Genomic DNA, 12832 nt, shown 5'->3' with positions numbered 1-12832 from the left:
CGTCATTTCCCCGGAGACGACAGCGCCCCGCATCCAGGTGGATGCGGGGCGCTCTGCTTCAAGTCTCTCAGGGGACCTTGCAGACGCTGCGGTAGCGCACCTCCACCGTCTGTCCGGGCCTCGGCACCGCCGCGCCCCCGAAGACGATGGCGTTCGCGGCCCCGTCATACGTCCACTGGGCCTCCGGCACCGGCTGGCCCTGCACGCGCACCGTCATCTCCGCGGCGCCCGCGGGCTGGGCCGTCAGCGGGAAGTCCGCCTGCAGGTCACCGGCGCGCTGGATGACCGAGTCCAAGAGGGGCCGGTAGTCTCCCTCGCAGATGGACTCCGCCCGGCCGCCCGTCCCCCGCGCGACTTCCGCGAAGCGGTCCGCGTCGCCGCCGGCCGTGGTGCAGCGGTTGTCGGTGGGCACCAGCGCGTAGAGCTGGCTGCGGTGGGACATGCCCGTGCCCTTCAGCGTCTGGAGGAACTGGATGTAGCTGTCCGGCACGAAGCCCGAGTTGTCGTCCTCGTCCGCCAGCACCACCACCGCCATCCGCGCCGCCGGCCGCGTGAAGCCCCAGTTGCCGTCGTTGGGCTGCGCGGTGCGCGGGTCGTCCGTCTGCTCGGACAGCGGCGCGGAGAGCGCCTGGCGCATCGTCTCCAGGCCCTGCACCAGGTTGTGGCACAGGCCCACGTCGATGTTGGCCTGCAGCCCCGCCGCCGCGTTGGGGCTGTTGCTGGAGAGCACCCGAGCGCGGTTGCCGTCCACCGGGAACAGGCGCCCGGCCTCGCCACCGTTGGCGCCGCCACCGCACTGTGGCCCGCGCTGCACCAGGCCCGTGCTGGTGACACCCACGCGCACGTCCACGTTCTGCTGCCGCGCGTAGTCCAGCCAGCCCGGAATCGCCGCCTTCAGGCGCTCCTGGTACGGGTCCATCGTCGTCGTGTTGGAGACCACGAAGAGCACGTCGAGCTGGCTGTCGGTGCCCTGCGTGTAGCGGTCCACCTGGATGCCCTCGTGGTTCGTCTCGCCAATCAGCGGCACCAGGAAGGGCGAGGCGTCAGTCGAGGAGCGCAGGTACATGGGCGTGTAGTGCTGACCCAGCACGTTGCGCGCGTAGTCCACCTCCAGCTCGAAGCCCTCGCCGGCCAGGAGCGTGCGCGGCTGGGTGATGGGCGTCAGCAGCGAGAACTGGGTGCTCGTGCCGTTGCCGATGTCGGCGCCCGTCACGGTGATGGGCTCGCTGCACCGGTTGGAGATGTACGTCTTGCGCGGCGCCGCGGCGCAGTCGTAGCGGATGGCCCCGAAGTCCACGTACGAGGGCGTGGCGACCAGGCAGCTCGTCTTGGACACGCCCTTGAGGGGCAGCGTCACCGTGGGCGCCGCCGGGTTGTTCACCGTCAGCTTCAGCTCGCCCGTGTACTCGCCCTCGGCCGAGGGCCGGAAGGCGACCATGGCGCTGAAGGCCGTGTCGTAGAGCACCACGCCGCCGGTGAGCCTGCCGCCCGGCATGAAGAAGGCGCCGTTCGCGTCGTTGGACAGGTGCACGTCCTTCACCGCGCACTCCGCGCGGCCCGGGTTGCGGAAGTAGAAGCCCAGCACCGCGCCCCGGCCCGGCACCACGTTGCCGAAGTCCATCACCGGCTGGGGCAACAGCTCGTACACGCACGGCCCGCTGGTGCGCGCCCGGCCCGTCAGGATGACCTCGCGCTCCGAGTTGAAGATGTCGTCCGAGCGCACGCGCAGCCGCGCCTGGAAGGTGCCCTCCGACGTCGGCTCGAAGTAGACCTTCAGCTCCAGGGCGTCGTTGCCCGGCGCGATTTCCAGGCCACCGGAGTCGAACTCGGGCCACGCGCCCGCCACCCACGGATAGCGCTGCGTGCCGCGCGTGGGCACGTCCACGTTGAACTGGTTGCTGGCGCCGTCAGAGGCCACGCCCACGAAGCGCAGCGAGCCGTTGGTGCCCGCGTTGGTGATGCGGATGACCTTCTCCACCTTGCCGCCCACCGGCAGCTCGCCGAAGTCCAGCGCCACCGGCGTCACCGCCAGGGTGGGCCGGCCGCCGCGGGCGTCCAGGATGACCTCCGACTGCCGGGGCTTGTCGGACGCGTAGTTCACCTTGAGGTCGCCCACGTTGGGGCCGGAGAAGCGCGCGGCGAACTCCATCTTCAGCTCCACCACCTCGCCCGGCGCCACCGTGGAGCCCTCCGGCTTGGAGAGCGGCACGAAGGCGTGGTCGCTGGTGATGAGCTGCGAGATGGTGACGGGCCGCCAGGTGATGTTGCGCGCCCGCGTGAAGGACTGCGTGCGCTCATGCACCGGAATCAAGTCGAACGGCACCGGCGCCGGGTCGAACACGAAGGCGGTGGCCACCGAGTTGCCCTTGAGGTCCACCACCGTCGCCGTGCACGTCTCGCACGAGCGCACCTCCAGCCGCGCGTCCATGGACCCCAGCGCGCGCGGAAGGTACTGCGTGCTCACCTTGCGCGAGGACAGTGGCGGAATGGTGATGGTGTCCGGAGTGAACGGGTCCGGCCAGTCGCCGCGCACCGCCAGCGTCAACGGCAGGTCCACCGGATTGGTGACGGTGACCTCCAGGTTGCGCTCGCTGTCCACCTCCAGCGTCTCGTAGTCGAGCACCGGCGGGTCGATGATGATTTGCGTGGGCGTGCCCAGGCCGGTGACACGCACCTGCGCCTGCGCGCCCTGGTTCGCGTCGGTGGAGACGTAGACAGTCTCCTCCGTCACGCCTTCACCCAGCGGGTGGAAGCGCACGCGCACCAGATGCGACTCGCCCGGCATCACCCGGCCGCCGCCGTCAGCCAGCTCCACCTCGTACGAGGGGTTGCCGATGATGGGCAACGCCTCGATGGCGAAGAAGGGCACATAGCCGACATTGCGGATGCGCACCTCTCGCTCCCGCCACTCGCCCACCGGCACCTCGCCGAAGTCGAGCACGTCCATGTCCACCACCGCTGTGGCCTGCACCGCGCGGGTTTCATTCCCCTCGTGGCAGCCAACCAGTCCGGTGGCGACGAGCACCGCCATCGCGAGGACTCGCCCCCTCAACCCCATCCCCATTGTCCGCTCCTCACCCTTCTCCCCACACGCACCCGTCTGGGTCCGGTGCGTGATCCGCCGACTCCCTCCGATCCAATTCGCATACCAACCCGTGGGACCTAGGGTGGTGTCCTGAATTCAAGGGGTTGGGATGCGCAGTCGCCGCCGTGGGCCTCAGGTGGAACGGAGTTACCCTGGAAGGTGAAAGAGTTTTCCAGGTGTTCTGACCGGTGCGGGCTCTTCAGCGGATGAAGTCGCGGAGCGCACGAGCGACTTCGGCGGGCCGTTCCAGGTGCACGTGATGTCCACCAGGAATCATCAGCGGCGGTGCGACGAGGGTGCGCAGGGCCGCCACCCGCGCATCCAGCTTCCGAGCGTCAGGCCACAGGCCGTCCTGGCCGCGGATGAGCTGCACCGGGCAGGTGAGGGCGGCCTGGAGGGCGAGCCACTGTGCTTCGTCGTACCCCTGCGCGAAGCGGCGCCTGTGTCGTGAGTCGAACGTGAAGGCCACCCCCCCTTCGTATGGCTCGGTGCCATGCCGGGCCAGATGCAAGGCGGCGGCCTCCGGCAAGGAGGGGTTGTTCTCGCGCAGTCGCCCGGCGGCGGACGCGAGATCCGGGTAGCGCTTGCGATTCGGGGGCCGGCGCGAGTCATTCAGGAAACCTCGCAGCCGCTCCACCGCGACTTCGGGCGGGCCGCCGCTGGGGCCCAGGCTTTCGATGAGCGACAGACTCAGCACCCGCTCCGGCCGCACGGCCGCGTACGTCAGCGCGACGATGCCGCCCAGCGAGTGGCCCACCAGGTGAGCGCGCGTGAGGCCCAGCCCGTCCAGCGCGGCCTCGATATCGAGGAGGTGGTCGCCGGATTGGTAGTGGGCCTCGGGCGGCGCGTGCGCGCTCTGCCCCATGCCCCGGAAGTCGAGCAGCGCCACACGCCAGTCGGCGGGCACGTGCTCCAGGACACCGTCGAAGCTGTGCGAGTGGTCCAGCCAGCCGTGGAGGAACAGCACGGCGGGCGCGGTGTCGGGGCCCGGACGCCAGCGCACGTGGAGGCGCAGGCCCTGGGCATCGACGAAGCGGGATTCGAGCGGGGTGGACACGGGGAGGCTCCTCCCCGTGGCTTACCTCAGCGTGCGGCGTGTCTCTAGCGCGGCGGCGAGGGAGGCCGAGGCGGCCCCCCGGTATCGGGCTTGGACATCACCAGCGCGAGCTGTCGCGCCTGGTTCTCCGTGGCACAGCGATACTCCTGGATCCTCCCGTTCTCCTTCTCGATACGGAGTACCCAGACGTCGTTTTCCTTCGTGACATTCGGCCGCTGAGACATGTGGCGGTTCCTCCCCACCCTGGGGCACAAGCACGTCTCGTGCCCGACAACAGGTTTGGAGCCAAATGCCCGATATCCGGACCCTGCTGCCCGCACGGGTAGGGTCAGGTGACAAATTTGGTTCGCCCTTGCGACAAATTTTGGATCATGACCCTGACAGCCCTTGCGTAGTACCCCAGGGCTGGGTCGCTTGAGACCTTATCCATGAGAGGGATTGGATGTTTCAGAGGGCGTCCGGCCACTCCCAGGCGGAGCGGTAGCCCTCGGTCGTTTGAGTCCCTTCGATGAAGCGCGCATAGAAGGGGTGACCGCTGAGGGTGGCGGAGTCGCCTACGACGAAGAGGTGTCGGCGGGCGCGGGTGAGGGCGACGTTCATCCGGCGCAAGTCGTTGAGGAAGCCGACCTGGCCCTCGCTGTTGGAGCGGGTGAGGGAGACGAGGATGGCGTCCTTCTCCCGGCCCTGGAACGCGTCCACGGTGTCGACCTCGACGTCGGGGGCGAAGGACTCCAGGCGCTCGCGCAGGCGGTGGGCCTGGGCGCTGTAGGGCGTAATCACCGCGAGCTCGCGCTGGGACAGTCCGGCCGCGAGCAGCGCGCGGGCGCGGGCCTCGATGAGGTCCGCCTCGCCGGTGTTGAAGAGGCTGCGGGTGGTGGGCTCCACCTCCTCGTCGAAGCCCTTGCCCGCGGTGTCGAGGAAGAGGACGGGCGGGGCGTCCAGCTGCGCGTCGGGAGGCAGGACGTCCGCGAGCGTGCGGTCCGCGACGGAGGGGTGGGCGCGCAGCGCGCCGCCGTACATCTCGCGGGAGGGGAAGTCCATGATGCGCGAGTTCATCCGGTACTGCTCGCGCAGCATGCGCTTGACGCCGTCGCCGTGGTCCGCGAGCAGCCGCTCGAAGAGGCTCACCGCGAGGCCCGCGCGGGCGGCCTCCTGCGACAGCACGGTGGGCGGCAGCTGCTGCGGGTCTCCGGCGAGGATGACGATGGGCGCGCGCAGGAAGCCCAAGAGGGCGAGCGGCTCGGTGGCCTGGGTGGCCTCGTCGAGCAGCGCCAGGTCGAACTTCTCGCCGGAGAGCACGTTGGACTCCAGGCTCGCGAGCGTGACGCAGACGACGTCCGCGTTGGCCAGCACGGCGCGCACCGCCTTGCGCTCCAGCGCGCGGGCCTCGTCGAGCATCGCCTTGGCCTCCGTCGTGGAGGCGCGCGCGTTGGAGAAGCGCTCGCGGCTGCGGCCCTGGGTGCGCTGGCGCCGCGCGTAGCCCAAAAGCGAGAACGCCTCGTCGAAGAGGTCCCTGGAGATGATGCGGTCCGGGTGCTCCTCCACGACGATGTCCAGCGTGTGCTCTTGCAGCCGGGCGGCGACGCGGGCGGGGTGGCCCACGCGAATCGCTCGCAGGCCCTGGGCCAGACACAAGTCGAGCAGGTGGTCCACGGCGGCGTTGCTGGCGGCGGTGCACAACAGGCGCTGTCCCCGCGCCACGGCTTGCGCGGCGACTTCCGCCAGCACGGTGGACTTGCCGGTGCCCGGCGGGCCGTGGACCAGGAAGAAGTCCTCGGCGGCGAGCGCGCGTCCCACCGCGTCCAGTTGCTCCGGGTTGAGGGGCCGGCCGGCCTCGAAGGGGCGGGGCGTGTCGGTGCGCGGAGGCTCGTTGCCCAGGAGGACTTCGCGCTTGCGGCGCTCCAGGCCCTTGTCCATCGCCTTCACGCGCTGGAGCCCGTTGCGCATCCGCTCGTAGGTGATGTCGTTGGGGACGACGTCCAGCCGCAGCAGGCCCTCGTGCACGTACGGCGGCGGCGAGCGGTCGAAGGCGAGCTGGAGGCGCGTGGCGCTGGCGCGCGAGATGAGCGCCTTGGCGGGCTCGCTCACCTCGGCGCGTCGGGGGAACACCGCCACGAGGTCGCCGTTGTGCAGTCGCGAAGGAAGTCGCGCGCGGTCGGCTCGGGCCAGGGTGAGCAGGACGCGGCCACCCAGGCCGACCGCCTCCTCCACCGTCTCCAAATCCAGGACGGAGAGGCCCTGCTCCTCGCGCTCATGGAGGGACAGGCCCTCGGCGAGGGTGGCCAGGCGGGCTTTCTCGGCCTCGCGCTCCTTGGAGAGCAGTGAGCCGAGCTGGTCGAAGAAGGAGACGTCACGGGCCATGGGCCTTGTCATGCCATCCGGACGCGGCGGCGGCCAGTGTCTCGGATGCTGGCGTGTCGCGCGGTGGGCGGAGGGCCGGTGCCCCGTGTCGGAGCTGGAGCACCGGCCCTCCCGTCGTCGGGGGACGACTACGGCTGGATGAGGCCGCCGCTCACCACGAGCGCGTACAAGGCGTCGATGGCGCGCGTCGACAGGTTGGTGTCCTGGACAATCTGGTCGCCCAGCACTTCCACCGTCCACTTGCCCGCCTCGGGCTCACGGACGAAGACGTTCTCCACGGTGTCCACCGTGTTGGAGGTGCCGCCGGGCGTGGAGACGTTGCCCGCGGACAGCCCGTTGTTGCCCCAGTAGATGACGCCCGACGGCGACGTCACGCGCACCGACAGGTCATTGATGCGCGCCTGCGCGGCGCCCACGGTGCCCGCCGGGTCCGTGTAGACGAGGGTGACGTTGAACTCCTTCTCACCCTGCGGCACGGCGACCGAGTAGCTGTTGACGCCCAGGGGCAGCAGGTTGTCCGTCTCGTTGATGATGCTCGTCTGCGCGGCGCGCGTGTGCAGGCGCTTCAGGTCCGCGTGGCCCCAACCCTGGCGCACGCGCGTCAGGTCGCCGTTGGTGCCGCCCAGCGTCCACTCGTAGCGAGACGCCAGGTTGATCATCAGCGCCTTGGCGGTGGCCATCTTCGGGCGGCTGGCGAAGACATCCGTCCCGCCGCCGAAGCCGGCCCACACACCCTCGTGCCACATCTGGAACAGCAGGCCGAAGTGGCCCGCCGTCTGCGGCGTGGCCGCGCTGGTGCCGCTGAAGTTGTAGTACGACGTGTTGCTCGTGTTGTTGGCCGAGCGGACCGCGTCATAGAAGAACGAGAGGTCCGGCTTGATGCGCCCGTCCGCCGCGGGGCCGATGCTGGCGCCGCCGTTCCACCGGTCATCGCCGGGGTTGGCGTTGTCGTAGTGGTAGAAGCCGCCCACCGAGACGATGTTCTTCGCCCACGCCTGGGGCCGCGAGTTGCGCGTGCCGGAGTTGCTCTGCGACTGGGTGCTGAGGATGGGGTGCTTGAAGAGGTAGTCGTCCACCTCGGCGGAGATGGTGGTGTACGCGGTGCCCAGCGTGCTGCCCACGCTCGACGTCTGGAACACGGCGCGGTACGGGCCGGCCGGGTCCGTCAGCTCGCGGTTGATGTCGTAGCGGGACTTGGGGCCGCCGAACTGGCTGGACTGGCTGTAGAGGAAGAAGATGCCCTGGCCGTCGGGCAGGAGGCCCCGCGCGTTGGCGTCCACGCCCTTGGCGAAATTGATGCTGTAGCAGCTCGTCCCGTGCGCGCTGCCGGCGCTGGACGTGCTGTGGATGAGCGGCGCGGTGGGCCACTCCTGGTGCGTCGTGCGCAGCTCGGTGTCGAAGATCTCCCCGCGCACGCCCTGGCCCGTCCAGGTCTCGTTCGTCTCCAGGTAGTTGGCGCCGCCCACCTCGCGGACGTTGTTCATGTCCACTTCACCCGGCCCGCCCCAGCGGTCGATGTACTGCACCGCATTGGAGCGCACGAGCCGCTCGAGCTGCGGCTGGGTGAGCGTGGCCTCCACGCGCAGGCCGCCGGCCTCGACGAGCTCCACCGTGCCGCCCAGCTTGCGCACCGTCTCAGCGACTTCACCCTGCCGGGCCGCGCCGCGCTCGCCCACCATGATGGAGTAGCGCTGCGGCTCCAGCCTCGCCGAGCGCCCCGTCAGGGCCTCGCGCAGGAAGTCCTCCACGCGGTACTCGGGATGGTACGGCCCCACCCAGCGCACGAAGGGCAGCTCCGCCACGCGCTTGCGGGTGTCCGCGTTCATCTCCACCAGGAAGGTGTGGTCCGTGAGGAAGCGCAGCACCTTGCCGCCCTCGCGCTCCAGGGCTTCCCTCAGCTCGGGCAGCGGCGTCGCCTGGAGCTGCACGAGCGACAGCGTGTTCTCCGCGTCCGCCGCCAGCAGGCCCGCCACCAGGGGAACCTGCGCGCTCAGCGGGTCGAACGTCACGTGCGCCAGGCGCACCTCGTGGGTGGTGGCCATGGCGCGGCCCACCAGCTCCGTGCCGCCCCGGCTGTAGGCGAAGAAGTCCTGGCGCTTTCCGTCCGCGCCCTCCTCCTCCCAGACATGGAGCTGGAGCTGCGTCTTCGGAACGCCGAGCGTCCGCAGCCCGTGGATGGTGTTGTCCGTGCGGTGGAGCACGTGGCCCGTGCCCGTGACGAGCGTGTAACGGCCGCTCACCGTGGCGGCGAGGCCCTTGGCGGGACGCGCCGCGCTCGCGGCCTGGGTGTCGACGATGCGCGCGGGAAGCGACGACGCGCGCTCGACGCCCGCGCGTGACGGCGACTTCGACGCCGCGAGCACCGGCAGCGGTGTGATGAGGCCCAGACCCAGGGCCATGACAGAGAGCCGACGCCAGCGTCCCGCATACGACGAGAAGGGGGTTTCCATGCGGTGTCTCCTGTTCGGGTTGCGCTTCGTGCTGCGGCCACCTGCTCCAGTGCGAGCGGTGGATTACGACAGCTCTTGAATTTGTGTAATTCGAGATTTAATTGTTAATCGAGACAATCGATTCGGGGCAACACATTCGCGGTGCGGGCCGCGTGGGCTGTGCAACGGCTTACATCGCGGCGGGGTTTGGGTAGACGCGCGCGCCGGGAGCGGCATGCCCTCGCGGGTCTTCCGTTGCAGGGCAGGGCGCGAGCCCGGAAGTGCCCTCCGCGCGGAGCGTCAGCCGAGGAGCGGGCGTCGCGTCCGGAAGGGCTCCGTCATGGAACTCATCCTCTTCATCGGGTTGCAGGCCTCCGGCAAGAGCCGCTTCTTCCAGCGCCACTTCGCGGACACGCACGTGCTGGTGAGCAAGGACCTGTGGCCTCACGCGCGACGCAAGGAGGCCCGGCAGCGCCGGCTCATCGTCGAAGCGCTGGGCGCGGGGCGTTCAGTGGTGGTGGACAACACGCACCCGACACTGGCGCAGCGCGCGCCGCTCATCGCCCTGGGGCATGAACAGGGCGCGCACGTCCTCGGGTTCTACTTCGAGTCGAGGCTCGCGGACTGCCTGGCCCGGAACGCGAAGCGCGAGGGGCGGGCTCGGGTGCCGGAGGTGGCGCTGTTCGCCACGGTGAAGCAGCTGCGGCGGCCGAGCCTCGAGGAAGGGTTTGATTCGCTGTACCACGTGAGCTGGACCGTCGATGGCGGCTTCATCGTCGAGGACTGGAAGGAGGAGCGAGATGTGGGACCCGGATGAGCTGGCCCAACGCATGCGAAGAGGCGAACTGTTCCACGACCTGCGCCTCCTGCCTGGGGCGTGGGTGGTGGTGCGCGTGGATGGACGAGGCTTCTCCCGCTTCACGCAGGAGCGCTTCGAGAAGCCCTTCGACCCGCTCTTCCACCGGTTGATGGTGCGCACGGCCAGCGCGCTCTTGGAGGAGTTCCAGGGCGCGTACGCGTACACGCAGAGCGACGAAATCTCCGTGCTCTTCCGGCCGGACTGGTCGCTGTTCGACCGTGAGGTGGAGAAGCTGGTGTCGCTGGCCGCGAGCCTGGCGAGCGCCACCTTCACGCACGCGCTCGGCGTGCCGGCCATGTTCGATGGGCGGGTGTGGCTGGGCACGGATGAGCGCTCGGTGCTGGACTACTTCGCGTGGCGCCAGGCGGATGGCACGCGGTGCTCGCTGCACGGCTGGTGCTACTGGACGCTGCGCAAGGAGGGGCTGAGCGCGGCGCAGGCCACGCGCGAGCTGGACGGGCGCCCGGTGTCCTTCAAGCACGAGCTGCTCTTCCAGCGGGGCATCAACTTCAACGAGCTGGCGCTCTGGCAGCGTCGGGGCTCGGCCATCCGCTGGGAGCAGTACACGAAGGAGGGCGTGGACCCGCGAGACGGCTCACGTCACCTCACGACGCGCCGCCGGCTCGGGGTGGACTCGGAGCTGCCGATGAAGGAGGCGTACGAGCGCTATCTGCGCGACGTGCTCGCCGTGTCCGCGTCGGAGGCTCGCTAGCCGGAGGTGCTGGACTCCAGCGCCATCACCCGCCACAGCCGGGGCTTGTCGTACTTCGGCGGAATCATGCCCACCGGCCAGCCCTCGGCCGTGACTTCCGCGTACTGGTAGGTGCGTCCACCGTGGCGCATGCGGGTGCCCGTGCCGGGCAGGCCCACGCCCACCGCCGCGTGGGCCAGCGGGTCCGAGTAGAGAATCACCGCGTCGATGCCCACCTGCCGCAGCAGCATCACCGCGAGCACCGCCTTGGAGTCGCAGTCGCCCTTGTTGCGCGCGGGCACCAGCGCCGGGGGGATGATGCCGAAGGGCTCGTCCACTGGCAGCTCGTAGTGGATGCGCTGCACGAAGTTGAGGATGAGCTGCGCGGCCTGCGCGGAGTCCAGGTTCCGCTCGCGCGCGGACGCGACGAAGCGCTCACCCAGTGCCTTCACCGGCCCCTCGTTGCTGCGGATCAGCTCCTCGTAGATGCACCGCATGTCGGCCGAGCAGCCGCGCGGAGGCTGGTACGTGAAGCGCTCCCCGCCGAGCGAGCGGTAGCGCAGCCTGCGTCCAAAGGCCTTGTGCTGGTCCTCCAGCCACGCGTCCAGCGTGTCGCCCAGGCCGTACGTCAGCCGGTTGCCCGGCGGGTGGAGGGTCTCCACGTTCCAGTCATAGGTGCGCGCGCGTGAAGGTGACGTGTCCGCGGGGATGAGCACGGTGCCCAGCTCCACCGCGCCCGCGCCCACGGGCAGGCCCGGCACGGGCGAGCGCACGTTCAGCTCCGCCAGCTGGCTCATCATCCCCAGGCCGCAGCAGCACAGGCAGCTCGCCACGCCGAGCAACCCGAGCAGCAGCTTGAAGAGCGTCTTCATGCCGGAGCTGGTGGACATGGGAGTGCCAGGGCCCTCCCGTCAGCCGGGAGCGAGCATCGTCCCCTCGGGAAGCTGGGGGAAGGGGATGAGCCCGTTGAGCGCCGCCTGGAGCCCCGGCGCCGTCAAGAGCGCGAGCACCAGCAGGATGGCGGAGAGGATGAGCGCGGCGGCCACGTTGCCCTTGCGCACCTCGGCCAGCTCGTCGATGCCGGGCGTCATCCTGTCGAACAGGAGGATGCCCAGCGCGAGCACCGCGACGCCGACACCCAGCGACAGGCCCACGTGCAGCGCCGCCACGGCGAGGAGCTTGCCCGCGAGCCCCGGATGGAAGGGCTGCGCGCGCATGGTGAGGTCCACCGCGTCCGACGTGGCCTGCACCGCGTGCTGCACGAGCAGGCCCAGCGACACGAGGCTCGCGGCGTGGACGAGCCCGGCGGCGGTGTTGCCCTGGCGCAGCTCCTCCACCGGGTTGGTGCCGAGGATGCGGCTCAGGCCTCGCAGCGCGAGCCAGATGCCCAGCGCGGCGACGAGGCCGCCCAGCACCACTTTGAGGAGACCGACGAGGAAGAGGGTGAGGTCCATGCGGAGCACTTCCGGCGACATGGGCGCGCCGGGGTCCGCACTCTACACCCGCATGACGCTCCGGAGGTCCTCCACGCACGCCGACGGACGCGCGTCGCCGCAGGGGCCCTCCAGGGAAGCCCGGGTCGCCCGGTGGGCAGGGAGGCTCGTCCTCTTCAGTCGAGGCCCGCCCACCCTCCGCGCGGTGTCCGGCTCACCCGTACTTGAGGCCCGGGATGAGCGCGCCGGACGTCCAGCCGCGCCCGTTGGCGCTGAAGATGTTCACGCCGTAGGCGCTGCCCCGCGCCTCGATGGTGCGCCCGTCGCCCAGGCTGATGGCCACGTGGCCGGGCCGGTACAGCAGCGCGCCGCGCGTGCGCAGGGCCTCCGCCACGGAGATGGTGGTGCCCTTCTGCTTGAAGTACGGCACCTGGTTCATCGTGCCGTCGGGGACGGAGACGCCCGCCTGGTGGGCCGCCCACTGCACCAGCTCCGAGCAGTCGAACTTCGACGGGTTGGGGTCATTCAGGTTTGTCTCCGCGCCAAAGACATACCTGTCTCCCTTTTGCGCGAGCGCCTTCTGCACGAAGGCTTCCGCCGTGCCCTTCGTCCCCTGCTGCGGCGGCTTGGAGGGCGGCTTCGCGCCTCCGGCATTCAATGCGCCCCACGTCTTGGGGCCCACGATTCCGTCCTGCGCCAGGCCCTTCGCCTTCTGGAAGGACAGCACCGCGGCGCGCGTCTTCGGCCCGAAGTCTCCGTCGATGGGGCCCGGGTTGAAGCCCGCGGCGGCCAGCTTCTTCTGGAGCGTCGTCACCGTCGGCCCCTTGGAGCCCTGGCGCACGGTGGGCGGCGTGGACGCAGCGGCGGCCGCAGTGGTGACACGGCGCGAACCCGCACTGGACACAGTCGACATGAGG

General features: G+C 70.2%; 10 protein-coding genes. 2 read left to right on the top strand and 8 right to left on the bottom strand.

Annotated features, from left to right (window positions below; all coding sequences use genetic code 11):
- Positions 1 to 67: 67 nt before the first annotated feature.
- The 5 genes from LZ199_RS17460 to LZ199_RS17440 all read right to left on the bottom strand — a co-directional run bounded on the left by LZ199_RS17460 (position 68) and on the right by LZ199_RS17440 (position 8953).
- The gene (locus LZ199_RS17460) at positions 68 to 3064 is read right to left on the bottom strand and encodes a choice-of-anchor D domain-containing protein (RefSeq protein WP_253994835.1); all 2997 of its coding nucleotides are present in this window, start codon (positions 3062 to 3064) and stop codon (positions 68 to 70) included.
- A gap of 220 nt (positions 3065 to 3284) precedes the next feature.
- Positions 3285 to 4142 (bottom strand): alpha/beta fold hydrolase, encoded by an 858-nt coding sequence (locus LZ199_RS17455; RefSeq protein ID WP_253994834.1) that lies wholly within the window; start codon positions 4140 to 4142, stop codon positions 3285 to 3287.
- Positions 4143 to 4186: 44 nt separating this feature from the next.
- On the bottom strand, positions 4187 to 4366 hold the full coding sequence (locus tag LZ199_RS17450) for a hypothetical protein (protein ID WP_253994833.1): 180 nt from the start codon (positions 4364 to 4366) through the stop codon (positions 4187 to 4189).
- Between the two features lie 223 nt (positions 4367 to 4589).
- Complete coding sequence (locus LZ199_RS17445; protein WP_253994832.1) at positions 4590 to 6503, bottom strand: AAA domain-containing protein; 1914 nt, start codon at positions 6501 to 6503, stop codon at positions 4590 to 4592.
- A 128-nt stretch (positions 6504 to 6631) separates the two neighbouring features.
- Positions 6632 to 8953 carry a S8 family serine peptidase gene (locus LZ199_RS17440; RefSeq protein ID WP_253994831.1) on the bottom strand — a complete coding sequence of 774 codons (2322 nt, stop codon included), beginning with the start codon at positions 8951 to 8953 and terminating at the stop codon, positions 6632 to 6634.
- 319 nt (positions 8954 to 9272) lie between these two features.
- On the opposite strand from LZ199_RS17440, the gene LZ199_RS17435 reads away from it, so the two are divergent.
- Both LZ199_RS17435 and LZ199_RS17430 read left to right on the top strand, forming a co-directional pair.
- Positions 9273 to 9749 carry an ATP-binding protein gene (locus LZ199_RS17435; protein ID WP_253994830.1) on the top strand — a complete coding sequence of 159 codons (477 nt, stop codon included), beginning with the start codon at positions 9273 to 9275 and terminating at the stop codon, positions 9747 to 9749.
- Between the two features lie 13 nt (positions 9750 to 9762).
- Positions 9763 to 10503, top strand: a complete 741-nt coding sequence (locus tag LZ199_RS17430; RefSeq protein ID WP_253994829.1) for a tRNA(His) guanylyltransferase Thg1 family protein — start codon at positions 9763 to 9765, stop codon at positions 10501 to 10503.
- Here the strand turns inward: LZ199_RS17430 and LZ199_RS17425 are convergent.
- The 3 genes from LZ199_RS17425 to LZ199_RS46705 form a co-directional block, all read right to left on the bottom strand.
- Positions 10500 to 11372 carry a transglutaminase-like domain-containing protein gene (locus LZ199_RS17425; protein WP_253994828.1) on the bottom strand — a complete coding sequence of 291 codons (873 nt, stop codon included), beginning with the start codon at positions 11370 to 11372 and terminating at the stop codon, positions 10500 to 10502. The two genes, LZ199_RS17430 and LZ199_RS17425, sit on opposite strands and share 4 nt — an antisense overlap.
- Before the next feature lie 21 nt (positions 11373 to 11393).
- Positions 11394 to 11936, bottom strand: a complete 543-nt coding sequence (locus LZ199_RS17420) for a DUF350 domain-containing protein (RefSeq protein WP_253994827.1) — start codon at positions 11934 to 11936, stop codon at positions 11394 to 11396.
- Between the two features lie 193 nt (positions 11937 to 12129).
- On the bottom strand, positions 12130 to 12828 hold the full coding sequence (locus tag LZ199_RS46705; protein ID WP_323389771.1) for a peptidoglycan-binding protein: 699 nt from the start codon (positions 12826 to 12828) through the stop codon (positions 12130 to 12132).
- Positions 12829 to 12832: the final 4 nt, after the last annotated feature.

This window comes from Myxococcus qinghaiensis, assembly GCF_024198215.1.
In the GTDB taxonomy this organism is placed as follows: Bacteria; Myxococcota; Myxococcia; order Myxococcales; family Myxococcaceae; genus Myxococcus; species Myxococcus qinghaiensis.
This window is presented reverse-complemented; position numbering and strand designations above follow the sequence as displayed.

What these genes read in the sequence shown, in the direction of transcription:
- LZ199_RS17430 (WP_253994829.1), top strand. Translation starts at nt 9,763, where the DNA reads ATGCGAAGAGGCGAACTGTTCCACGACCTGCGCCTCCTGCCTGGGGCG.
- LZ199_RS17450 (WP_253994833.1), bottom strand. Translation starts at nt 4,366, where the DNA reads ATGTCTCAGCGGCCGAATGTCACGAAGGAAAACGACGTCTGGGTACTC.
- LZ199_RS17435 (WP_253994830.1), top strand. Translation starts at nt 9,273, where the DNA reads ATGGAACTCATCCTCTTCATCGGGTTGCAGGCCTCCGGCAAGAGCCGC.
- LZ199_RS17445 (WP_253994832.1), bottom strand. Translation starts at nt 6,503, where the DNA reads ATGGCCCGTGACGTCTCCTTCTTCGACCAGCTCGGCTCACTGCTCTCC.
- LZ199_RS17420 (WP_253994827.1), bottom strand. Translation starts at nt 11,936, where the DNA reads ATGGACCTCACCCTCTTCCTCGTCGGTCTCCTCAAAGTGGTGCTGGGC.
- LZ199_RS17460 (WP_253994835.1), bottom strand. Translation starts at nt 3,064, where the DNA reads ATGGGGATGGGGTTGAGGGGGCGAGTCCTCGCGATGGCGGTGCTCGTC.
- LZ199_RS46705 (WP_323389771.1), bottom strand. Translation starts at nt 12,828, where the DNA reads ATGTCGACTGTGTCCAGTGCGGGTTCGCGCCGTGTCACCACTGCGGCC.
- LZ199_RS17440 (WP_253994831.1), bottom strand. Translation starts at nt 8,953, where the DNA reads ATGGAAACCCCCTTCTCGTCGTATGCGGGACGCTGGCGTCGGCTCTCT.
- LZ199_RS17425 (WP_253994828.1), bottom strand. Translation starts at nt 11,372, where the DNA reads ATGTCCACCAGCTCCGGCATGAAGACGCTCTTCAAGCTGCTGCTCGGG.